The sequence below is a fragment of the Octadecabacter antarcticus 307 genome (genome assembly GCF_000155675.2).
GTDB lineage: Bacteria > Pseudomonadota > Alphaproteobacteria > Rhodobacterales > Rhodobacteraceae > Octadecabacter > Octadecabacter antarcticus.
In genome coordinates this window covers 3,295,492-3,318,236 of the sequence record NC_020911.1, presented here as the reverse complement: position 1 = coordinate 3,318,236, position 22,745 = coordinate 3,295,492, and the positions used below count along the sequence as shown (strand labels likewise).

General features: G+C 56.1%; 24 protein-coding genes and 1 pseudogene. 13 read left to right on the top strand and 12 right to left on the bottom strand.

Annotated elements, in window-relative coordinates; translation table 11 throughout:
- Nucleotides 1–58: 58 nt before the first annotated feature.
- A complete protein-coding gene (gene rnd / locus OAN307_RS16990; protein WP_015500845.1) occupies nt 59–1,216 on the top strand; it encodes a ribonuclease D in 1,158 nt (385 codons plus the stop codon).
- Nucleotides 1,217–1,235: 19 nt separating this feature from the next.
- On the opposite strand, the gene OAN307_RS16985 is transcribed toward rnd, so the two are convergent.
- Nucleotides 1,236–1,721, bottom strand: a complete 486-nt coding sequence (locus OAN307_RS16985) for a hypothetical protein (protein ID WP_015500844.1) — start codon at nt 1,719–1,721, stop codon at nt 1,236–1,238.
- A 153-nt stretch (nt 1,722–1,874) separates the two neighbouring features.
- Here OAN307_RS16985 and OAN307_RS16980 point away from each other — a divergent pair, with 153 nt between their 5' ends.
- Nucleotides 1,875–2,276 carry a SufE family protein gene (locus OAN307_RS16980; RefSeq protein WP_015500843.1) on the top strand — a complete coding sequence of 134 codons (402 nt, stop codon included), beginning with the start codon at nt 1,875–1,877 and terminating at the stop codon, nt 2,274–2,276.
- 381 nt (nt 2,277–2,657) lie between these two features.
- On the opposite strand, the pseudogene OAN307_RS30780 reads toward OAN307_RS16980, so the two are convergent.
- The 8 genes and pseudogenes from OAN307_RS30780 to OAN307_RS16935 all read right to left on the bottom strand — a co-directional run.
- Nucleotides 2,658–3,764: pseudogene (locus OAN307_RS30780) on the bottom strand (IS30 family transposase); the annotation flags it as partial.
- Between the two features lie 70 nt (nt 3,765–3,834).
- Nucleotides 3,835–4,473 (bottom strand): DUF1638 domain-containing protein, encoded by a 639-nt coding sequence (locus tag OAN307_RS16965; protein ID WP_015500841.1) that lies wholly within the window; start codon nt 4,471–4,473, stop codon nt 3,835–3,837.
- On the bottom strand, nt 4,466–5,071 hold the full coding sequence (locus tag OAN307_RS16960; RefSeq protein ID WP_015500840.1) for a glutathione S-transferase family protein: 606 nt from the start codon (nt 5,069–5,071) through the stop codon (nt 4,466–4,468). Before OAN307_RS16960 ends, OAN307_RS16965 begins: the two co-directional genes overlap by 8 nt.
- A 73-nt stretch (nt 5,072–5,144) precedes the next feature.
- Nucleotides 5,145–5,849, bottom strand: coding sequence for a corrinoid protein (locus OAN307_RS16955; RefSeq protein WP_015500839.1), 705 nt, complete (start codon nt 5,847–5,849; stop codon nt 5,145–5,147).
- Nucleotides 5,850–6,062: 213 nt separating this feature from the next.
- Entirely contained in the window at nt 6,063–7,100 is a 1,038-nt protein-coding gene (gene bmt / locus OAN307_RS16950; RefSeq protein WP_015500838.1) for a betaine--homocysteine S-methyltransferase, read from the bottom strand.
- Nucleotides 7,057–8,550, bottom strand: a complete 1,494-nt coding sequence (locus tag OAN307_RS16945) for a phosphatidylglycerol lysyltransferase domain-containing protein (RefSeq protein ID WP_044043940.1) — start codon at nt 8,548–8,550, stop codon at nt 7,057–7,059. Before OAN307_RS16945 ends, bmt begins: the two co-directional genes overlap by 44 nt.
- The gene (locus tag OAN307_RS16940; protein WP_044043939.1) at nt 8,551–8,985 is read right to left on the bottom strand and encodes a hypothetical protein; all 435 of its coding nucleotides are present in this window, start codon (nt 8,983–8,985) and stop codon (nt 8,551–8,553) included.
- Nucleotides 8,986–9,164: 179 nt separating this feature from the next.
- Nucleotides 9,165–9,479: a DUF1476 domain-containing protein gene (locus OAN307_RS16935; protein WP_015500837.1), complete on the bottom strand. Its 315-nt coding sequence runs from the start codon at nt 9,477–9,479 to the stop codon at nt 9,165–9,167.
- A 161-nt stretch (nt 9,480–9,640) separates the two neighbouring features.
- Here OAN307_RS16935 and purC point away from each other — a divergent pair, with 161 nt between their 5' ends.
- From purC to OAN307_RS16895, 8 genes are all read left to right on the top strand, one after another.
- Nucleotides 9,641–10,402 carry a phosphoribosylaminoimidazolesuccinocarboxamide synthase gene (purC, locus tag OAN307_RS16930; protein ID WP_015500836.1) on the top strand — a complete coding sequence of 254 codons (762 nt, stop codon included), beginning with the start codon at nt 9,641–9,643 and terminating at the stop codon, nt 10,400–10,402.
- Nucleotides 10,403–10,477: 75 nt separating this feature from the next.
- Complete coding sequence (gene purS, locus OAN307_RS16925; protein ID WP_015500835.1) at nt 10,478–10,708, top strand: phosphoribosylformylglycinamidine synthase subunit PurS; 231 nt, start codon at nt 10,478–10,480, stop codon at nt 10,706–10,708.
- Nucleotides 10,705–11,373 (top strand): phosphoribosylformylglycinamidine synthase subunit PurQ, encoded by a 669-nt coding sequence (gene purQ, locus OAN307_RS16920; protein ID WP_015500834.1) that lies wholly within the window; start codon nt 10,705–10,707, stop codon nt 11,371–11,373. Before purS ends, purQ begins: the two co-directional genes overlap by 4 nt.
- 61 nt (nt 11,374–11,434) lie before the next feature.
- On the top strand, nt 11,435–13,207 hold the full coding sequence (locus tag OAN307_RS16915) for an ATP-binding protein (RefSeq protein ID WP_051068120.1): 1,773 nt from the start codon (nt 11,435–11,437) through the stop codon (nt 13,205–13,207).
- A gap of 4 nt (nt 13,208–13,211) precedes the next feature.
- Nucleotides 13,212–14,546, top strand: a complete 1,335-nt coding sequence (locus OAN307_RS16910; protein ID WP_015500832.1) for a sigma-54-dependent transcriptional regulator — start codon at nt 13,212–13,214, stop codon at nt 14,544–14,546.
- 15 nt (nt 14,547–14,561) lie between these two features.
- Nucleotides 14,562–14,795 (top strand): hypothetical protein, encoded by a 234-nt coding sequence (locus OAN307_RS16905; RefSeq protein ID WP_044043937.1) that lies wholly within the window; start codon nt 14,562–14,564, stop codon nt 14,793–14,795.
- A gap of 2 nt (nt 14,796–14,797) precedes the next feature.
- Nucleotides 14,798–15,151: an endonuclease/exonuclease/phosphatase family protein gene (locus tag OAN307_RS16900; protein ID WP_051068045.1), complete on the top strand. Its 354-nt coding sequence runs from the start codon at nt 14,798–14,800 to the stop codon at nt 15,149–15,151.
- Between the two features lie 473 nt (nt 15,152–15,624).
- Entirely contained in the window at nt 15,625–18,426 is a 2,802-nt protein-coding gene (locus OAN307_RS16895; protein ID WP_015500831.1) for a ribonuclease E/G, read from the top strand.
- Nucleotides 18,427–18,498: 72 nt separating this feature from the next.
- Here the strand turns inward: OAN307_RS16895 and OAN307_RS16890 are convergent, their stop codons facing one another.
- Nucleotides 18,499–18,729: a sulfurtransferase TusA family protein gene (locus tag OAN307_RS16890; RefSeq protein ID WP_044044893.1), complete on the bottom strand. Its 231-nt coding sequence runs from the start codon at nt 18,727–18,729 to the stop codon at nt 18,499–18,501.
- Nucleotides 18,730–18,863: 134 nt separating this feature from the next.
- Here OAN307_RS16890 and OAN307_RS16885 point away from each other — a divergent pair, with 134 nt between their 5' ends.
- The 3 genes from OAN307_RS16885 to OAN307_RS16875 all read left to right on the top strand — a co-directional run bounded on the left by OAN307_RS16885 (nt 18,864) and on the right by OAN307_RS16875 (nt 22,326).
- On the top strand, nt 18,864–19,619 hold the full coding sequence (locus OAN307_RS16885) for a cytochrome c biogenesis CcdA family protein (RefSeq protein WP_015500829.1): 756 nt from the start codon (nt 18,864–18,866) through the stop codon (nt 19,617–19,619).
- 63 nt (nt 19,620–19,682) lie between these two features.
- Nucleotides 19,683–21,014 (top strand): alpha/beta hydrolase family protein, encoded by a 1,332-nt coding sequence (locus OAN307_RS16880; RefSeq protein ID WP_015500828.1) that lies wholly within the window; start codon nt 19,683–19,685, stop codon nt 21,012–21,014.
- On the top strand, nt 20,983–22,326 hold the full coding sequence (locus OAN307_RS16875; protein WP_015500827.1) for a cytochrome P450: 1,344 nt from the start codon (nt 20,983–20,985) through the stop codon (nt 22,324–22,326). The genes OAN307_RS16880 and OAN307_RS16875 overlap by 32 nt, the downstream gene beginning before the upstream one ends.
- On the opposite strand, the gene OAN307_RS16870 is transcribed toward OAN307_RS16875, so the two are convergent.
- Nucleotides 22,310–22,555: a ribbon-helix-helix domain-containing protein gene (locus OAN307_RS16870; RefSeq protein ID WP_015500826.1), complete on the bottom strand. Its 246-nt coding sequence runs from the start codon at nt 22,553–22,555 to the stop codon at nt 22,310–22,312. The two genes, OAN307_RS16875 and OAN307_RS16870, sit on opposite strands and share 17 nt — an antisense overlap.
- On the bottom strand, nt 22,552–22,731 hold the full coding sequence (locus tag OAN307_RS16865) for a DUF4169 family protein (protein WP_015500825.1): 180 nt from the start codon (nt 22,729–22,731) through the stop codon (nt 22,552–22,554). The genes OAN307_RS16870 and OAN307_RS16865 overlap by 4 nt, the downstream gene beginning before the upstream one ends.
- Nucleotides 22,732–22,745: the final 14 nt, after the last annotated feature.

Here is a 22,745-nt window from a genome sequence, read left to right as displayed (position 1 = left end):
TTGATGAAATGAGCGTGGCCCTAGCAAAATGTGGGCCCAACAATATGAAAAGGCGCAGATGAAGACCATCACAACGACAGCCGAGCTTGCGACGTATTGCGCGCAGGCCGCCAAGTATCCTTACGTGACCGTGGACACTGAATTCCTGCGCGAACGGACCTATTATTCAAAGCTGTGCCTCATCCAGCTGGCCTATATGGGCGACGGCGACGATGATGCGGTGCTGCTGGACCCGCTAGCGAACGGCCTTGATCTGGCACCGCTGTATGATCTGTTTAAAGACGAGAACGTGGTGAAAGTCTTTCACGCTGCACGTCAAGATCTAGAGATTTTCTTTGTCGATCAGGGAATCATACCGAAGCCGCTGTTTGATACACAGGTCGCGGCGATGGTGTGCGGGTTTGGCGAACAGGCAGGCTATGAGACGCTGGTGCGCAAAATCGCCAAGGATAATGTTGATAAATCGTCGCGTTTTACCGACTGGTCACGCCGACCCTTGAGCGATGCTCAAAAGACTTACGCGCTGGCTGACGTGACCCATTTGCGGGTGATTTATGAGTATTTGTCAGCCGAGCTCGACAAGTCTGGTCGCAAGAAATGGGTGGCTGAGGAAATGGCCGTTCTGAATGATCCGGCGACGTATCAAGCGGATCCCGATAACGCATGGAAACGGGTCAAGACGCGGACGAGTTCAGGTAAATTCTTGTCAATCGTGCGTGAATTAGCGCGATTCAGGGAAATCCACGCGAAAACGCGCAATATTCCGCGCAATCGTGTGTTTAAGGATGACGCCCTGGTGGAAATCGCATCAACCAAACCAACGTCCGAAGATGACCTTGGTCGGTCCCGATTGCTTTTACGTGAAGCGCGGCGTGGCGACATTGCGGATGGTATTTTGGCGGCAGTGCAGGCAGGTCTGAACACCAAGCCCGAGGATGCGCCGCGCGTGGATACCAGCCTTGAAAAGCTGCAGGTGAACCCTGCGCTGGCGGATATGCTGCGCGTCTTGGTAAAATCGGCGGCGGACAATGAAGGTGTTGCGCAAAAACTGATCGCGAACAGCGCCGATCTGGATGCGATCGCAGGCGGATTGCGCGACGTTGCAGCGCTAAGCGGATGGCGCAAAGAAGTGTTTGGCGCGGATGCGTTGCGGCTGTGCGACGGCGAAATCGGCTTGGCGGTAAAAGGCGAAAAGGTTGTGACCTTTACATTGTGACCTGACCTTACCAAACGGCTTATCGCGCCGAAGTCCGTGCGTTTGTTGCTGCCGTGACGCGGACGCTGCGAACGGCGGAAAGGTCTCCACGATCAATGACATAAGCGGCGCTTATCTCGCGTGATTGTGTGGTGCCGGGTACTTCAAAAGCGGTCGGCGCTTGGGCACGGAATTCAAGGTCCAGCACACCGTCCGCGATGCCGCGACTTACCAGTTCCGCGTTGAAATAGCCTTGCGTTTGGGCGACGCCGACAGCGCGGACGATCGAACCACTTGGGGTGCGATCAATACTCAGAGATGTGATGCTTTGCACCAATGTGCGATTGTCGACCACGACACTACGGCGGTTTTCTGGGACCAACGGCCGGGTCTGGCCGTTTGCGTCCAATGGGGCGGCAGTACTGCTGCCAAACCAGTTCACGGGGTTGAAACGGCTGTCGGCGATGCGTGCACATCCGGTCAGCGTGATGAGGACGGCGGTGCCGAGAAATGTTGCGCGCAGCATGGATGAACCCCTTTTGGTCTTGGTCGCTTATATCTTGCTAGCCCAAAGTCGCCTTGGTGAAAAGCAGACACTGGAAAATGTAGACGCCGGCGCGGCGACCACTGGACGTTTAAGGGGGAGCGGCCTAAGTCAAGTGTAAGATAGGGGACTAACATGGCCACGCAAGCCTTCGAAGACATCGCCGAAACATTCGAGTTTCTTGACGATTGGGAAGACAGATACGCACATGTTATCGACATGGGCCGCGAGATGGCGCCGCTCGACGATGCGTTCAAAGTTCCTGCGACCAAAGTGGACGGGTGCGCGTCGCAGGTCTGGCTGGTGCCAAAGGTTGAAGATGGCGTGTTCACATTTCAGGGTGCGAGCGACGCGATGATCGTCAGTGGCTTGATCGCGATTTTGCATGCGCTGTATAATGATTTGACTGTCGACGACGTCGCTGCGGTCGATGCGCGGGCGGAATTTGAACGCTTGGGATTGAACGACCACCTGTCGGCGCAGCGGTCCAACGGGCTGCGCGCGATGATCGAACGCATCAGATTGGTGACGACGTAAGGGCTTCGGACGTTTTGGTTTAGGCCGATTTTCGCCAGCTTGGGCTCCGTCGACACGCTGCGCCATTGGCGGGACTTCACCATCCGGTGACCGATGAACCTCGTCTTCGTAGAGGATAAGGTGCAATTGATCTTACAGTTCGAAATTCAGCCGAATAAGCGGTCGCAGTTGAGGTTCTACATGAAAAACCGGGTGGTCTGCGATCCGACCCATGCCAAATCGAACACGCTGATGGGGCAGACCGTGTTTCCGCATAGCGCGGCGGTGCCAGAGAATTGCCACAAGCCAACCTATCCGATCAAGTTTGAGCTGAATGGCGGCGAGGTAAATTTGCCGGACGTCGTTTTGCCGTATCAACTGCATCTGGATACCTTGGATCCAAGACTGAAGTGCGACGATTAATTTAATGGCCGCAAGATTTTCGGCCATGGCTTCGGCGGGAGTTCTCCATCCTAGTGTCTTACGAGGCCGGTCGTTCATCAGGCTTGCGACGTCGTTCAGGGCGGCTTGACTGAGGCAGCCCAGGTCAGTTCCTTTCGGGAAAAACTGGCGTAGCAGCCCGTTTGTATTTTTGTTTGAACCGCGTTGCCACGGGGTGTGGGGGTCACAAAACCAGATGTCGATCTTCAGACGGCGAGAGAGTTCTGGGTGGCAAGCCATCCACTGCCCGGCAGTGGTTTGCTCGCAAACCATGAGAGGGTCAGAGCCACGATCATAGGTCATCGAGCGGCGCAACGCCACGGGCAGACGTTTCATTTGCCGCGTAAAGCCCTCGAGAGCAGCATTGGCGGTACAACCCTGCGTTCTGCGCTACAATTGATCCCCCGGATCAATTGCTTGACGCTTGAACTTCTGAGAATGACGAAGCGCGTCTTGCGTTCCACCACCGTACCTATCGCTGAGCGATTGAAAGCCCCCTTAATCAAGTCTCCTTCCCAGTGGCCAGGAACCAGACGTGCCTCGATGTCTTCGGGACGATGGATAATACGCAACGTTTCCGGCACCATAGCGGAGCCCGCTAAGCTGGTGCTTTGAGCACCGCGTTTTGGTTTGGCCCGCCGCAGCGCCTCAATCATCAGCGCCTTCAATCCGCCACGTGGCTGAGCGTAGATCGCAGCATAGATCGCTTCGTGGCTAGTGCGCTGACTGAGATCATCTGGATGCATGAGCCGTAATCTGGCCGCGATCTGCTCTGGCGACCAGCACCAATAGATCAGACGGTTGCGCACCCAATCATAAAACGGGGCACCAGGGGCCAGCTTCCGCCGCCGACCAGAGCGCCGTTGTGCCATATCATGAGCACGCCGCGCCTCTTGGGGATCGTAGCTATCGGACGCGCCGCGCCGCTTCAATTCATGCCCGATGGTGCCATGATGCCTCCCCAGAAGGCGGCCAATCTCACGCAGGCTCGAGCCACGTTGATGTTCTGCAAAGATTACGCCTCGTTCCTCGTTCCTCGGCGTCCAGGTGTTTGTAGTGACTTTCCATAGCAACATCCTATGACGCTCTCAGCGGCAGGTGTCGCACTTCAATCTTGAGCCTAAGAAGTTAGGTCGGCTTAACGTGTTGGCGCCAGTGTGACGTTGCTCAGCGCGCTGGCCAAATCTCCATACCCCGTCAGGCGGTGTTCGAATGCGAGGCCCAGTCGTTTGGCATGTTGCTGTGCCAGTTTGGTCAAAGCGGGATCATCTGTTTGGGCCTGATAGACCAGCGATTTGTAATTTCCGAAATACATGTCACGCAATTCGGGGTGGCGATCCAAACCCAGCGGTTTAATCACGAAAGCATCGAATTGGCGGACCAGAAAATCGGTCAGGTAGAAGCTGTAAATCTCGTCTTTCGCAGCGAAGGCTTCGTTGCCTTCAAAGAAGGAATAGCAATGCGGGCCTTGCACCATTTCAACCCCGAGCCTGTCGCAGAGCCGTTGCAACATGCCGCCAGTGCCGCAATCCGCATAAACGACGAAGATCTCATCATAGGCATCGCGGTGTTTTAGAACCGCGTGTTCTACGGCATCGGGGATTTTGGCTGGGTGGACGTGCAGAATCGCAGGCAGGCAGTGCAGATCCATGTGCGACCAGCTGTTTATCTTGATGAGATCAAGGATTTCACGCGCCAATGCGCCGCACGCCAACAAGAGAATGCGGCCCTGTCCTTTGGGCGCGAGGCCGTCGGTAGTGAGGGTCGCGTCATCCATGTAGCACTGCGACTTTGGCCACGGCTGGGCGGGCTTGCATGGACGCGAAATGCGCCGCGAGTTTTGGGTAGTCAGCGATTTCCACACCGTCGCCTGCAAGCCAACGGCTGACGTTGTACAGGTGGATGTCAGCTATGGTATAGTCGCCAACCAGCCAGCCCGCATCGGGCAGGCATGTTTCGACGTAAGCGCAGGACGCCGCCATGGTTTCGGGCACTTTGGCGACCATTGACGCATGCGCCGCCGCGTCATCGGACCAGCGCGCTCCGCGCACGCCGTGGGCGTGGTTAATGTGCATTGTGGCCGCAAGGTACCCGATCATCTCGCGCACTTTTGCACGTGCAAAGATATCCTCGGGCATCAATTGTCCTGTAATTTCCGCGATATAGTCGAGAATTGCCGGTGCTTCAGTGAGAACGCCATGTACTACGACCAAAGCCGGCACGCGGCCTTTGGGGTTTATAGCCAGATAATTTGGCGCTCTCTGGTCATTGTTCGCAAAGCTGATCCACTTGATTTCGTAAGCTAGGCCTGTTTCTTCGAGCGCGATGTGGGGTGCAACGGCGACGGTTCCTTTGGCGGCGAATAGGGTCAGCATCAGAATTGCCTTTCGAACGAAAACTGGTCCGGCGAAGTGACCACCGGACCTAGAAATAACGGACCGATCGGTCTTAGGCCGAAGCCCCTTGGTTGTGTTTGCGGGCCATAAACGTCTTGGCGGTTTCAACGGCGACGGCCGCATCGCGGCAATAGGCGTCTGCGCCGATGGCTTTACCGAATTCTTCGTTCAACGGTGCGCCGCCGACCAGCACGATCATTTCATCGCGAATGCCTTGTTCGATCATCGTGTCGATCACGACTTTCATATAGGGCATCGTCGTCGTGAGCAGGGCGGACATACCGAGAATATCGGGTTCCTCTGTCGCGATCGCGTCAAGGTATTTTTCAACCGAATTGTTGATGCCAAGGTCCACGACCTCAAAACCGGCGCCTTCCATCATCATTGAGACGAGGTTTTTGCCGATATCGTGAATGTCGCCCTTTACGGTGCCGATGACCATTTTTCCGACACGCGGCGCGCCAGTTTCGGCCAGCAGAGGTTTCAGAATGAACATCCCGCCCTTCATGGCATTGGCGGCCAGCAGAACTTCTGGCACAAATAAGATGCCGTCGCGGAAATCGTGGCCCACAATCGTCATGCCGCCAACCAGCGCTTTAGTCAGAACGTCGTAGGGCGTCCATTCGCGTGCCAGCAGGATGTTCACGGCTTCTTCAATTTCTTCTTTCAAGCCATCGTAGAGGTCGTCAAACATTTGCGCGACGAGATCGTCGTCATTCAAATCGCTTAGGATGATGTCATCTTGATCGTCGGACATGTCAGAACCCTCTGAAGTGTTGTTGTCTGATTTGCGCCCAAATGACCCATTTGGTCTGGAACGATTGCGACATAGAGTGACCATCCAGCGACGAGTGTGCAAATGAATACTTCGCACGATTGTCGTGAGGTGGGTTCACCTGGTCGTGCAATGTTGTTTGTGGATACAGCGGATCATCTGCCTAAAAAATGGGTCAACATAATTGCGTCTGCCCTAGCTGCGTTTACGTCCACGTCGTGGTGCACGCACGGGCCCCGCGCCGTCTGTCCCGTCTGAAACCGACGAAAACCCGCCAAGTGCCGTGGCGATGGCTTCAAGCGTTGGCGCATCAGCCTTGGGGCGGTTTTCCAGCGCTGCGCGCATTGCGCGCAAATGGTCCGGCGTCGTGCCACAGCAACCGCCAATGATTGTGGCCCCACTGTCGCGGGCAAGGCAGGCATAATCCGCCATCAAGTCCGGTGTGCCGTCGTAGTGGATGTGTCCATCGACGTATTTCGGAATGCCTGCGTTGCCTTTGGCAATGATCGGCTGCTCCGGTCCAGCGGCCCCGAATCCCAAAATGGTGCGCAATAGATCAGACGCGCCAACGCCGCAGTTTGCGCCAAACGCAATCGGTGGATTGGGCAGTTTGCCGACCAGTTTCACCAATTCTGCACTTGTCAGGCCCATCATAGTGCGTCCTGCGGTGTCAAAACTCATGGTGCCGCACCATGGCATGTCGGCCATTGCAAAAGCCTCTGCTGCCGCTTTGTATTCCTCACCTGCTGAAATTGTCTCACACCATACGACGTCCGCACCGCCCGCTTTCAGGCCTTCTGCCTGTTCGTGAAACATTTCCACCGCGCGCGCGTGGGTCAGTGAGCCCATTGGTGTCATGATCTCACCCGTTGGGCCGACGGATCCGGCGACGACCACCTTGCGGCCAGACTTATCCGCAACTTCACGGGCGATTTCGGCGGCCACTTTGTTGATTTCGTGTACTTTGTCTTCTCCGCCATGCAGCTTTAGCCGTGATGCATTGCCGCCAAAGGTATTGGTGAGAAAGATATCTGATCCGGCATCCACTGCGCCTTGATACAGCGCCGTGATCCGGTCGCGATGTTCAAAATTCCAAAACTCGGGTGCGTCGCCTGATTGCAGCCCCATGTTGAACAATGTCGTGCCAGTCGCACCATCCGCAAGCAGCCAATCACGGGTTGCAAGTAGGTCAGTCAGGGCATTTGGCTGAACATGAGGCAGGGTCGGGGACATCGCAGAACGCTCCTAATGAGGATGTATTCGCTTCGCATGGCAGTGCCGTGTGTGCAAATGAATAATCTTCATCATTTCGCTGAACGCGATTGAGGTCCGGCAGTGGCGGTGGCCGGTGGATGCCAAAGGTCAGCGTTGTCACCGCTAACGTCAGATGAAAAATACTGGGTGCGCACAGATAGCGCGGCTGCCAGATCGGGGCAAAGGCCTGCTTGAACTGCACCAGACCTGAAGACTTGGTAAGGGTTTGTTTTGCGAAAGGCAGGTGCGGTGGAGGCGTCGGGACCGCGGCAAGTGATAGCGTGGCCGCGCCGTCGCACATCGCCGCAAGGATTCCTTCATAAACATGGGCTTGCATCGTACCGTTTGGCAGTTGGGCGCCGCCGCGCGTCGTGCCATTACGCATCAGATCAAGGGTCCAGGTCGCGTTTGCGTGAAAGCTGACGAAGGCCACTGGAACGGCGCCGTCAAAGGCGGCAAAGACGCGCTGGCGCTGCAGATAGTCGGGGCAAAATCGCCCCATAGACAGGCCGCGTTCGCCGCCATTGCTGCGTGCCCACGTTGCCGCAATCGGGGCGAGCGATGTCATGTTGCGCGTCTCTGCAATGCGCAGACCTGATGCGGCGAATGTTCGCAGAGCGCGGCGCAATTGCCGCTTTTTTGCGCCATCCAAGGACCAAGTGGCAAGGTCCAGCACTGCTTCGTTCGCGCAGCGCAGCACCTGCCAGCCGGCTGTCCGTGCGTCCACGGCTTGCGGAGCGGAGCACTTATAAAGAGCGCGCGGTGCGTCTGACCCGCGTAGATCTAATAGTGTCATGGCGTCGGGCAAATCACCCAAAATCGCACCAGAGCCCCCGCATTGCAGCGTCAAGAGGTCGGCTTTGGGGTGATTTAATATTTGTGCAGATTGCAGGGCCAATGTCGCTTCGTTGTGGTGAAACCTGCGGGGGGTGTGGGCCTGCACGGGACGGATCAACCCTATCAGGGCCAAACCCGCTGGTAGGGCGTAATAAACAACCCGAAACGCCAAAAGAGCGGCCATCCCTGCGGCGGCATCGTTGACAGGCAGCAGGGCCAGGAGCGTCAAATCGAACGCGCCGACGCCACCCGGAGCATTGGACAAAAGACCCGCACCGAGTGCCACGAGGTAGGCTGCAAACAGCAGATGAAACGATACTGGTTCTGGCCAAAGCACCCAAAGTGCAGTGGCTGCAAAGGCGGTGTCCGCCGCCGCCGCGATCAACAAAGCTAACAGATTGCGGGCGCGCACGGGGGCAGGAATCCATCCCAAACGGTGGCTCAGTCTGGCGAGCAGGGTCAGTGCGATAATGGCGGCCAATCCGCTGCTGATAAGACCACTTGAGCGTGGAACGAGCCCAGACAAGGGCACGACAAAGGCGGCGGTCACCGCAATTGCCGCGAGCGAGGACAAGGTGACGACAGCAGACAATCAGGCGATATCGCGCGTGGTCAAATTCGGCAGGCAACGCCAACGAACCAAAGCGCCTGTCACAGCACCAAAGCCCAATGTCTGCGACATCGCGATGGCTTTCATGCCTGCACGACGGGCGCTACGTGGCGATTGTCCGGTATGGAGAACGCGGTGAACAAGGACGTCATAAACGCCAATGGCGCGAAAACTAAGAGCGGTAAACGCCACAGCCGCGCTCCATTGCCACCAAACAAGTGCCGAAAGCGCCAACCAGATGGCAGTGCCGTCCATCGCCCAGACATGGCGCACGAACAATGTGGCGAACACGCTCAGTGCGATGATTGGCACGAGATTGGCGATGGATTTGGCTGGTCTGAAGGCGCGGATGGCAAGCGCTGTTATCAAAGCCACTTTAGGCGACGTTTTCGCCGCAGCGTCACTGTTGTTTGTCATGCCGGTTCCTACCACGTGTCGAAATAGCGCCCCCGCCATCACATGGATATAAGGGGTGGTAGGTTTTCATAACGTAAAGGCCAGCGCACCTTTCGATGGACTGGCCCCAAAATGTATCGCGGATTAGAATTGAATTTCCCAGAGATCGGTCAAAATTCGACCAGAAAACTGACTGGAAGTCAGATCTCGTTCATCAACTGGCCTTTGGCCTGCGCCATGCATTCGACCATCTTCGCGCGGATGCTTGCCTCATCTGACAGATGACCGACATCTTTGAACAGCTTGCGGTAGACGTCTTCGTCGCCCGCTTCTTCAAAGTCGGCTTTGATAACTTCTTTGGCGTAGGCCAAGGCATCGTCGCCTTCTTTGCCCATCAAACCGGCAGCCCACAGGCCGACCAGCTTGTTGCGACGGGCTTCTGACTTGAATTGCATGTCTGCGTCATGGGCAAACTTGTTTTCGAATGCTCTTTCGCGATCATCAAAACCGGACATTAGTATTTCCTTTAGCTGTTCTTGCGGCGTTGCGACAAGATATGACCACGTCCACGCTTGCCCGCAAGGGGGGCTTGGCTTATGACGCCGCTATAGGGGACATTCTGCCTGCTTTGAACTTCAAAGTGGTGTGATTAATCGCTGCCCCCGCAGGAGACAGCATGGCACGTCGTAAACTGGTGTATGAAGGCAAGGCGAAGATCCTTTATGAGGGTACCGAGCCGGGAACGCTTGTTCAGTATTTCAAGGACGATGCGACCGCGTTTAACGCCCAAAAGAAAGAAATCATCGACGGCAAGGGTGTGCTGAACAACCGTCTTTCGGAGTTTTTTATGATGGGACTGGCGCGCATCGGCGTGCCGACGCATTTCATTCGCCGCCTAAACATGCGCGAACAACTGATCCGTCAGGTTGAGATTATTCCGCTGGAAGTGATCGTGCGCAACTTTGCTGCCGGAACCATGGCCAAACGGTTGGGAATGGAAGAAGGTACGCCGCTGCCGCGCCCGATTGTTGAGTTTTCGTATAAAGACGACAGTCTGGGCGATCCGTTGGTGCCGGAAGAATACATCATCGCGTTTGGCTGGGCGTCCCAGCAGGATCTTGATGACATTATCGCGCTGGCGTTGCGGGTGAACGATTTTATGGCAGGGGTCATGCACGGTGTAGGCATCAAGCTGATCGATTTCAAAATTGAAGTGGGCCGCGTTTGGGACAATGATTTCATGCGCCTGATTGTCGCCGATGAAATCAGCCCCGACAGCTGCCGCTTGTGGGACATCGAATCCGGCCGCAAGCTGGACAAAGATGTATTCCGGCAAGATTTGGGTGATTTGGCCGATGCCTACACCGAGGTCGCAAAACGCCTTGGCGTGTTGCCGTCAAACGCGACGCATATGCCGAAACCTACACTTATTAACTGATACCGCGGAATTTTCCGTTTTTTGCCCAAGGGATGAAAATAAGATTTTCACTCGCAATAAATTTAGGAACAGCGTATGAAAGCCCGCGTACACGTGATGTTGAAAGACGGCGTTTTGGACCCTCAGGGTGCTGCCGTGAAACACGCACTTGGTGCGCTCGGGTTTGCGGGCGTCAACGACGTGCGTCAGGGCAAAGTGATCGAGCTTGATCTGGCCGAGGGTACAACTGAGGCCCAAGTCGGTGAGATGTGTGAAAAGCTGCTCGCCAATATGGTCATCGAAAGCTACCGGATCGACTTTCTATGAAGGCGGCTGTGATCCAGTTTCCAGGGTCCAACTGCGACCGCGATATGGCCATTGCGCTGGAAAAATCCGGTGCGGATGTGCAGGTCGTTTGGCATAAGGACGCGGCCCTTCCACCCGGTGTTGATCTGGTCGCAATCCCCGGTGGGTTTTCGTTCGGTGACTATCTGCGCTGCGGTGCGATTGCTGCGAATTCGCCGATCTGTCGCGCGGTTGTCGATCACGCCAATGCGGGTGGGTATGTCCTAGGGGTATGTAATGGCTTCCAAATTCTGACCGAAACAGGGTTGTTGCCCGGTGCGTTGTTGCGCAATGCGGGGTTGAAATACATCTGTCGCACGGTGGGGTTGAAAATTGAAACGTCCAATTCCCCCTACACCGATGGCTATGATCTGGGGTCCGACATCCGCGTGCCGATTGCGCACCACGACGGTAATTATTTCGCAGATGACGCCACGATTGTGCGGCTTCAGGGCGATGATCGCGTGGCGTTTACCTATACTGACAACCCCAACGGTAGCCGTTCGGATATCGCAGGAATTTTGTCGCAGAATCGCCGTGTTCTCGGGATGATGCCACACCCCGAACGTGCCTTTGAAGACGCGCACGGCAACACCGATGGTCAGCGCCTTTTCGCCGGTTTGATAGCACAGCTGACGTCTGCCTGAACGCTAAGATGGACGACGCAGGTGCGGGGCGGTAAGATTGCGCCATGTTTTGGGGGATCATTTGAGACGGCGCCGCCTTTCAGCGGTCTGGTGGACGCGTATCCTTGTGATCGCGCTCGTGGCGTTAGGCTGCGTGGTCGTCTCCACGTCTAATCGGCTTTTGACCGAACGCTTTACCGAACGTACGCGCAATGCGGCGGATGTGCGACTTGCACTGTATTCTGCCAACCTTATCAGCGAATTGCAGAGAAATTCCATTGTGCCGCAATTGTTGGCGCGCGATCCTGCTTTGATCGGCGCGCTGAATTCTGGTGACTATGCCCAATCTTCTGCGCGGCTGTTGTCATTCGTGGATGAGATCGGCGCGGCGTCCTTGGTATTGATGGACACGGACGGGCGCATCGTAGCGGCAACTAACCGCGAAAGGCTTGGCGAAAATCAACGCAGCCAGCGCTCGTTTTTGGATGCACTGCGATCCAACAGCACGGTCTTCACGGTCTATGAACGCGACGAGGGCGGGTTTTCGTTCACCTATTCGCGGCGCATCGATGACAGCGGTCTTGGCGTTGGTGTCGTGGCGGTTGAAGTGGACCTTGCCAAGCTAGAACGGTCTTGGGCGGGCATTTCGGATGCGGTGATGGTGCTGGACAGCGAAGGCCGCGCGATCTTGGCGACCGAACCGCGTTGGCGGGGCCGTCTGGAAGCTGACGCGTTAGCTCTTTTTGAACCGCAAACTGCAATTGAACGCGCGCTGCGTGGCACGCCCGATTGGTCCGCGCTGACGATTGACGCGTATCTACGCGGGGACGGTGTGATGCGTCAAGAAGTGCGGGTGCAGTTTCAAGGCTGGCGTATTATCAGTTTCACGACTTTTCAGTCTGTGCGCGAACGGGTCAACGCAATCCTCGCGCTCGAAATTATGGGCTTTGCGATCCTGCTGGCGGGACTGTTCTGGGTATTGTCGCGCAGATCGAATGTTGCGGCGCGGATGTTCCAGCTGGAATCGGCGGAGCTTCGCCAGTTGAACCGTCGTCTACAGCAAGAAGTTGTCGAGCGAAAGAAGGTTGAGAAGGACCTTGAGGTGGCGGAACAGACCGTCGCGCAGACGTCCAAATTGGCCGCGTTGGGGGAAATGTCGGCTGCTGTTTCGCACGAGTTGAACCAACCGCTTGCGGCGATGAAAACCTACCTCGCGGGGGCGCGGCTTTTGATTGCACGTGAACGCCCTGAAGAGGCCGTTGTTGCTGTGCAACGCATCGATGGTTTGATCGACCGGATGGGGGCGATTACCAAGCAGCTAAAATCCTATGCCCGCAAAGGCAAAGACAACCTTGAACCCGTTGATGTGAAGGACGCGGTGCTGTCTTCGTTGTCAATGATGGAACCACAATTGCGCCAACGGCAGGTCGCAATTGCGCGCACTTTGCCGGATCATCCGGTGATGATTTACGGTGATCGGATGCGGCTGGAACAAGTCATTATCAACCTGTTGCGCAACGCATTGGACGCCACAAAAATGGCCGCAGAACCCAGCGTTGAAATCCTGCTTGCGCAGGGCGATGTGGCGCGGTTGTCGGTGCGCGACAATGGCACGGGGATTCAAGACCTCGATGAATTGTTTGAGCCATTTTATACCACCAAGCAAGCGGGTGATGGCACGGGGCTGGGTCTTGCTATCTCATCGGGCATCGTAAACGACTTCGGGGGACGACTCACCGCGCGCAATTCGGACAAGGGTGGGGCTGTATTTGAAGTGGAACTGCCTATTTTGGGCCCAGACTTAGACTTAGACTTAGACCAAGAACTAAACCAGAACATAGAAGTAGCGGAGTAGCTAAATGGCCCAAGCCATGAAAATCGCAATTGTGGACGACGAACAGGACATGCGCCAGTCGATCAGCCAATGGCTGGCGTTGTCGGGCTACGACACTGAAACATTCGCCAGCGCGGAAGAGGCACTGAAAGGTGTCGGACAAGACTACCCTGGCATCGTGGTCAGTGACATTAAAATGCCTGGTATGGACGGAATGCAGTTTCTCAAGAAGCTAAAGGGCGTCGACAGTTCGCTGCCCGTTATCATGATCACCGGCCACGGCGATGTGCCCATGGCTGTCGAAGCGATGCGCATCGGTGCGTTCGATTTTCTCGAAAAACCGTTCAACCCCGATCGCATGACCGAATTGGCCAAGAAAGCCACCGTTGCGCGGCGTCTGACGTTGGACAACCGCGCGTTGCGCCGTGAACTAAGCGATGGCGGGGCGTTGATGAAGAAGCTTATCGGCGCGTCCCCTGTGATGGAGCGATTGAAAGAAGATATCCTCGATCTTGGGCAGGCGGATGGCCATGTGTTGATCGAAGGAGAAACCGGAACCGGCAAGACACTGGTGGCCCATGCGCTGCACGCGGTTGGTGCACGCGCCAACAAGAAGTTCATGCTGATTTCATGTGCGGCTTACGAAGACGATGATTTGTCCAAACGCTTGTTCGGCCCCGCCGGACAAGACGACCCGATCCCCGCGCTTGAAGAAGCCCGCGGCGGCACAATCGTACTTGAAGACGTCGAAGCCTTGTCGGAAACAAATCAGGCCCGTCTGCTGACGGCGATCAATGAACAAGGCACGCCGTCCGAAACTCGTATTGTGGCGATTTGTAACCTACAGGACGAAGGCAAGACCTGCGAAAGCGTGTTGCGTAACGATTTGTTTTACCGCCTCGCGGCGCTGCGCATCACAGTGCCCCCCCTGCGCACGCGCGGCGAAGATATTCTGACGTTGTTCACCCGTTTGGGTGAAGGGTTTGGCGAAGAATACGGCTGCGAAGCGCCTGCAGTGTCCGCACAGGAAGTCGCGCAATTGTTGCAGGCCCCATGGCCCGGCAACGTGCGCCAGTTGTATCATGTGGCCGAACGCGCGGTGCTGCAAAATCGCCGTGGCACAGGTTCGATTGCGTCGCTATTAATGACGGAAGACGATGAAAGCCAACCCGCCATTACCACCGAAGGCAAGCCGTTGAAGGAATTTGTCGAGGCATTCGAGCGGATGTTGATCGACAACACCATGCGCCGCCACAAAGGGTCGATTGTGAATGTTATGGACGAGTTGTGCCTGCCACGCCGGACCCTGAACGAAAAGATGGCGAAATATGGTCTGCAACGGTCTGATTACCTCGGCTGAGCAGGGCTGCACGCGATGAAAATTATCAGCCTGAATGCATGGTTTGGGCAGGTCTGGCCTGCCCTTGGCAGCTGGGCGGGCAGCTGTGGCGCCGATGTCATGTGTCAGAAAGAGGTCATTCGCCCAAGTGAGCCGAGTCCCCCTTGGCTAGCCTATCGCGACCCCCACCGCAGCCTGAACCAGCGGTCCGACTTACTTGGTGATATGAGTGCGAAGCTGCCGGATCACATGGGCGGGCACGGCCGCTGACAGTGGCGCATTTTCACGGGCTACGCGACGCGGGCGGCAAAGGCGACACCCCCGCGCGTGCAGATCAGGCCAAGCGCGCCATGACTTTGTTGTCAGCTATCGCATTACCACAACACAACATCATCTTAGCAGGTGATTTCAATGTTTTACCCGATAGTGAGGCACTGGCAATCTTTGCGGACTGGAGCCTTCGCGATCTCGTTGGGCGGCAAGACACGCGCACGGCGATTTATCCCAAAGACATCCGGCACGCCAATTACATGATGGTCACTGCGTCGGTCGACGTGAGATCCTTTGACGTACCCGCCGACCCCGTGGTCTCGGACCATCGCCCGATGATTTCAACCGTAAACTGATTGCCGCGCCGCTAAATGTCATGACACACCGCACCGTTACACTTTGGCGTTGTAAAGTGCCCCCATCGTCCCCTATGTATAAATCACGGGCGGTTGCCATGACGCTTTGCGCAAAATCCCGGTGAGTTTTTCTGTTTTTGGTTGCAGCGACCCGATCATACGATCCCGTCATACCCAACAGCAGACCGAAAGAATGTGGTTCCCTTTGACTAATTTTGGGCGGAATCAGATGAATAGCCCTCGGCGGTGACGGAAAACCCTTAATCGCAGGGGCCTTGAACGGGCCACCCATTTTGGTGGTCGGAGACCAACGCGATGGAACGCGCGACATTAACTAGCGAGAGAGCGACGAGCCAATTGGTTCGCGCATCCGCTGTTGCGCGCCTCGCCTTTAATGAACACGCATTAGATGATGCGGCCCCCCCAGAAATATCACTGGGAGTGTCGCCAGGCTTTGCGTGGAACAGGACACAATGGCTAAGAAAATGCTTATCGATGCCACCCACGCGGAAGAAACCCGCGTTGTGGTGGTTGACGGAAACAAGGTTGAGGAATTCGACTTTGAAACCCAATCCCGCCGCCAGCTTGCTGGCAACATATACCTCGCAAAAGTAACACGGGTAGAACCGTCGCTGCAGGCGGCGTTCATTGACTATGGCGGCAATCGCCATGGTTTCTTGGCGTTCAACGAAATCCACCCCGATTACTACCAGATTCCGGTGGCCGATCGTCTTGCGCTGATTGCGGAGGAAAAAGCCTACGCTGAAAGCCAGAAAGCCGAGGCCGAGGCCGAGGCTGAGAAGCCCAAACGCACACGTCGTCGCCGTAAACCACGCGCTGCAGAGGTTGACGGGCAGGACGCCGTTGCAACCGCTGATCCAGTTGCGACGACCGAGGACGAAACGTCCGGCGATATCGCAGGCATGGAAACGATTGATCTGTCGGACGAAGGATCGTCGCCGATGGAAATTGTGGCTGACACACCTGTTGACACACCTGAACAAAGTGCGGGCGACAGTGATGACGTGGCGGATAACGATGACAGGGATGGCGATGATACGGATGGCGACGGTGGCAGCGATGCGTCTGCCAAAGACGACAGCATCGAAAGTATCGCGGACGAAGACGACTACGAAGATGTGCGTCCTGTTCGCAAGCCACGCCCGAAGCGTTATAAAATTCAAGAAGTTATCAAAGTCCGCCAAATTCTGCTGATCCAAGTGGTCAAAGAAGAACGCGGCAACAAGGGTGCGGCCCTGACGACTTATCTGTCGCTGGCGGGTCGCTACTGTGTGCTGATGCCGAACACCGCACGTGGCGGCGGCATTTCGCGCAAGATCACCGTTGCTGCGGATCGCAAGAAGCTAAAAGCGATTGCCAATGATATGTCCGTGCCCGAAGGCGCCGGCCTGATCATTCGCACCGCAGGCAGCCAACGCACCAAGACTGAGATCAAGCGCGATTACGAATATCTGCAACGCCTGTGGGAACAAATCCGCGAATTGACGCTGCGCTCATCCGCTCCGGCGCAGATCTACGAAGAAGGCAACCTGATCAAACGCTCGATCCGCGATTTGTATTCCAAAGACATCGACGAAGTGATCGTTGAGGGCGAGGGCGGCTACCGCACTGCCAAGGACTTCATGAAAATGATCATGCCGTCCCACGCCAAGAACGTGACAAACTACAAAGAACAGATGCCGCTGTTTGCGCGTCACCAGATCGAAAGTTATCTGTCCGGCATGTTCAATCCGACGGTGCAACTGCCGTCCGGCGGCTACATCGTGATCGACACGACAGAAGCGCTGGTTGCGGTCGACGTGAACTCTGGTCGCGCTACCAAAGAAGGGTCAATCGAACAAACGGCTACCAAGACCAACCTTGAGGCCGCGGCAGAAGTGGCGCGTCAGCTTCGTTTGCGTGATCTTGCGGGTCTGATTGTCATCGACTTTATCGATATGGACGAGCGTAAGAACAACGCGTCCGTTGAAAAGCTGATGAAGGACAAGCTGAAGACCGACCGCGCACGCATCCAAGTGGGTCGAATTTCTGGTTTCGGCCTGATGGAAATGTCGCGTCAGCGTCTGCGTCCGGGCATGTTGGAATCGACGACCCAGCCGTGTTCCCATTGTCACGGCACGGGCCTTTTGCGTTCTGACGATAACGTCGCTTTGGGCATCCTGCGCCAGTTGGAAGAAGAAGGCGTGCGCGGCCGTTCTAAAGAAGTCTTGATCAAAGCGCCGATCGTTATTGCCAACTTCTTGATGAACCAAAAGCGGGAACACATCGCACAGATCGAAACCCGATACGGCCTGTCTGTGCGCATAGAATGTGATCCGCACCTCGTGTCGCCAGATTTTGTTCTTGAGAAATTCAAGACCGCCAGCCGCGTCGTAGCTGAGGTTGAAATTGTGTCTGTGATTTCGTCTGACACTGCTGTGATGGCCGAAGTGGACGATGCCCCGATGGAAGAGGTGGAGATCGAAGTGGCCGCTACGGTTGAGACTAAAAATGAGGGTGCCAGCACCGCGCCTGAACAGCAAGAAGGCGAAGCACCCACCAAAAAGCGCCGTCGTCGCCGTCGCCGCCGTCGCGGTGGTGGTGACAACGTCGATGCCAATGGTGACACCACCGCACAGAACAATGGCGAGGCGGCGGCTGCCGTGCCATCGGACACGCAGACTGCTGTCGCATCGACTGAACAGGGCGACACGCCAGCCGCTGATGCCGTTGCAGCTGAGGATGCCCCCAAGCCCAAGCGCACACGCAGCCGTCGCAAGAAAGCGGAGGCGCTTGTGCAAAGTGCTGAAGTGACTGAAAGCGTTGATGCGGCCGTGGTTGGGGCTGTCACTGATGAGGCTGTGACTGACGATGCACCAAAGCCCAAGCGGACCCGCGCCCGCCGCAAGAAAGCCGATGATGTGGTAAGCGGGGACGCAGCAGCGGTGCAGGAGACTGCACCCGTTGCAGAAGCTGCGCCATCTGATGCACCTGCTGAAAAGCCGAAACGTGCGCCGCGCAATCGTAAAAAACCTGCTGCTAAGGCCGAAGTAGAGGTCGCAGTTGCTGAAACTCCGGCGGAAACCGTGGTTGAGGCTCCTACTGAAACTCTGGAAACGGTGGCGGTTGATAAGCCCAAGCGAGTGCGTAGAACCACATCCAAGCCAAAAGTTGAGCCTGAGGCGGCGCCAACACCAGAAGTGGCTCCTGTGACAGAAGCGCCAGTCGCTGATGACGCACCCAAGAAGCGCGGATGGTGGTCTTTGGGCCGCTAAAGTTCTTCCTGAACAGCGCCCGCTAAGGCACTGAAATTAAACGCCGCCTCAATTTTTTTGAGGCGGCGTTTTTTATATTGAGGCCGTCTGCTTGATCATGTAAATTTGGTGGCTGCCAGCGTCGGACTGCAACAGTAATTGATGTCCTGCCTCAACACAAAAGTGCGGAATGTCGATCACTGCGATCGGATCATCTGCCCAAACAGTCACAATAGTACCCGACGGGACGTCACGCAGCACTTTGGCGGCTTTCAAAACCGGCAAAGGGCACTTCAATCCGCGCGTGTCTACAATATTATCCATGTTCAAGGCGTGCCCCGCGTCGCCACAAATGTCCACTAGTTCGAAACACCTTTCGAAAGAATTGAAACACGTTTCAACGGTGATGTGACCGTCTGTCACGTGACGCGGCGAGACGGGCCAGTTAAGACAGTTCTATGTTCGAAACCGAAACCTTCCTCGTAGCCTCATTGCTTCCCGCACTTTTAATTGCATTCTCGGCGGGCATCCTGTCGTTCCTGAGCCCCTGTGTTCTGCCAATCGTGCCGCCGTATCTGGCCTATATGGGCGGCGTCAGCGTCACCGATATGGAAGACAACAGCGCCGCGCGTCTGCGCGCTGTTGTGGCGTCGCTGTTCTTTGTTCTGGGCCTGTCGACGGTGTTTTTGGTCCTCGGCGCCGGGGCGTCGGCGATCGGTCGCGCGTTCGCATCATACCGCCCCTACCTTGAAGTTGGAGCAGGCGTTGTGGTCATTATTTTTGGCCTGCATTTCCTCGGTCTGTTTCGGCTGAAATTTCTTGATCGTGAAATGCGCATGGAAGCGGGCGATCAGGGTGGATCGGCATTTGGCGCATATTTTCTTGGTCTGGCATTTGCGTTCGGTTGGACGCCTTGCCTTGGTCCAATCCTCAGTGCGATTCTGAGCCTTGCGGGGAGCCAAGCGGACGTCAGCAAGGGTATGTTGCTTCTGGGTGTATATGCCGTCGGACTTGGTGTGCCGTTCATATTGGTCGCGGCATTATTCCCGCAAATGAAACGCCCAATGGCGTGGATGAAACGCAACATGGGGGTGATCGAAAAGACGTCTGGCGTGTTGCTGATCGTCATCGGGCTGGCCATGGCCACCGGATTTATGTCGATGTTCGCGTTCTGGATGCTTGAGGCGCTGCCGTTCCTTGCGATCTTTGGCTAGTGGATTACTTAATTCTGCCGAAATTCACGTCTATAGTGCCTGCAAATTAGGGACAGGCGCGCGATGGAACAGGTACCACAATCACCCGTGAAACGGACGGTCAGAAACCGCAAGGTGTTCTACATTCCAGGGTATGACCCGATACATCCACGCCGCTACCGTGAGCTATACCGAACTGAATCAACTGCACAATCTCTCATTTCCGGCTACGAGATCGGGATCACCCCTAAAAAGGGCGAACATTACGGTTGGCGGGTGGAATCGCGTATTGACGGGCATTCAGTTGATGCGCAGGTTGACGTGCTGGTTTGGTCCGATATCGTGCGCAATTCAATGGCGTCGACCATTCTGGCGACCTACCTACAACTGGTGCGAACGGCGTTCATCTATATCGGGTCCGGCACCTTGCGCCGTCTGATGTGGTTGCGCAAGGGGCCGGTGATTGCGGCGTTATACCCCGTGGGGATGCTACTTTTACAATTGCTGATCGCAGTTTTTCTTGGTCTGTTGGTGGGCAGTTTACTGGGCTGTACGTTGACGGCAGGTGCACGCGCCTTGATGAGTTTGATCAGCAGCGGCGACACGTCAGATTTGAATTTCTTGACGTTATTTATTGGCCGCTCAGTCGGACAATGGGCCTTGGGCGCATGGATTTCTGTGATGGTTTTGCAGTGGTTCAAAAAGAAAGATGGCAAGTTTTTCGCGTATTATTTGATGCATGACTACGCCTATTCTGCACAATCGAAGGGTGCGAACTTGCCCGATCTAGAAGACCGAATGGCCGATTTTCGTGGCGCTATTGCGGGCGCTTTGGACGAAGACGTGGACGAAGTTTTGGTCGTCGGCCATTCATCGGGTGCGCATTTGGCTGTGTCGATCCTGGCGGATTTGATCCGCGAGGGCGGGGTGTCCAAAGATGGCCCTGCGCTCGGTTTTCTCAGCCTTGGACAAGTGGTTCCGATGGTCAGTTTCTTGCCCAAAGCGGATCGGTTGCGCGCCGATCTGCACTACCTGTCCACCCGTAATGAACTGGCTTGGATTGACGTCACAGCCCCTGGGGACGGCTGTGCGTTCGCGTTGTGTGATCCGGTAGCGGTGTCCGGCGTCGCCCCACAGGGTCAGAAATGGCCGCTGGTGATTTCGGCAGCCTTCACGCAAACCCTTAGCCCTGAACGCTGGAAGGAGTTGCGCTGGAAGTTTTTCCGCCTGCATTTTCAGTACCTTTGTGCGTTCGATCGCGTCGGGGATTACGACTATTTCAGCATCACAGCGGGGCCACAAACGTTGGCAGACCGCTTTGAAGGCCGCGCGCCGTCAAAATCGCGCATTGACGTCCCCGCGTCCAAGTTTACCAGTATGAATCATGATCCCGCCAAAACCCCCCTCACGTCCTGAAAAGGTCTCGCTTTGGCGCTATCTGAAATTGTTTCGCCAAGACATCCTGTCGGCGCAACCTGCAAAGTTATATCGCGCGTGGATGGCAGAGTTTCGCACGCCGTTCTTTCGCAGTTATCTGGCGAACGATCCGGCATTGGTGAAACGGGTCTTGAAAGAACGCCCCGACGATTTCCCGAAATCTGATCGCGTTGGCGCAGGGCTACGCCCGTTGTTGGGAAATTCGGTTTTTCTGACGAACGGCGAGACGTGGAAACGTCAGCGCCGCATCATTGATCCCGCATTCGAGGGTGGCCGTCTGCGCGACACTTATGGTGCGATGTATGCGGCGGGGGAGGCTGCGGTGGCGCGGATGGCGGCACACACGGGCGTGCAAGATATTGAACCCGAAACGTCCCATGTGGCTGCTGACGTGATCTTTCGCACGCTGTTTTCGATCCCGATTGAAAATGAAACCGCGACGGCTGTGTTTGAAAAATTCCGCGATCATCAGCGCACGCAGCCCATTCTCAATTTGCGCGCTTTTATTCCTGGTCCACGCTGGATGCCGCGGTTTTTCAGTCGCGCAACAAAAGACACAGCGCGCGATATTCGCCGTCTGATTACTGATCTGACAGAACGGCGGATGTTTGAAATTGATGCGGGAACGGCGCCGGATGATCTGGCGACCAAGATCATGACAACTGCCGATCCGGTCACGGGCCAGACGTTCAGCACGCAAGAAATGGTCGACCAAGTCGCGATTTTCTTCCTCGCAGGTCATGAAACCAGCGCGTCGGCATTGGCGTGGACGCTGTATCTATTGGCGATGCATCCCGATTGGCAGGACAGGTTGGCGGTCGAGGCGGCGGCAGTCACGTCGGATTTTTCTAGCGTGTCAAAACTGCGCCTCAGCCGCGATGTTTTCCGTGAAGGGCTTCGGTTGTATCCCCCCGTGCCGATGATGGTGCGCGAGACCAAATGCCCCGAGGACATGCGTGGTCGCGCCGCCCCGATAGGTGCACAAGTTGTGCTATCGCCGTGGCATTTACACCGCCATGAACGACTCTGGGACAATCCAGACGGGTTCGATCCGACGCGGTGGGGTACTGAAAATGGTAAGATATGCCAGCGTGACGCCTATATTCCGTTTTCAGCCGGACCGCGCGTCTGCACGGGCGCGGGGTTTGCGATGGTCGAGGGACCACTGCTTCTGTCGATGCTGATACGTCGGTTCAGTTTTGAATTGACCGAACGTGTTCCTGTGCCTGTAGCGCATCTAACGGTGCGCGCGAAAGACGGGATTTGGCTGAAGGTCACGGAACGGGAGTGATGCGTTCGCTTTTTAAGGAATTCAGCACGAACACCCTGATCGCCGACGCGAGGCCAACATCGCCGCGCGCCTCATCGATCTCAATCGCGAGACCGTTGAGCGTTTGATTGCGCAGCGTGGCGATGCTGCGAAACTCCTGCCAGAATTCAGGTTCCAACGAGATGGACGTGCGATGCCCGCGCAGGGTGACGGAATGTTTGGCAGGGCGCTGTTGTGGGCCAGTTGTCATTCGTCCTCAAATTTTAGTTGATCCAGCTGCTGTTTCGCCCGGCCTTGGCGGGTGGTTTCGGCAAGCCGTTCGCCCTTGGTGCGACCGAACTTGCTGGCATTCAGGTCGGCTTCGGCTTTCTTGGCCGTGCGTTCGCGGTCTTTTTTGGTTTTGTTGAGGTTAACGATTTCGGTCATTTATCCACCTTCGG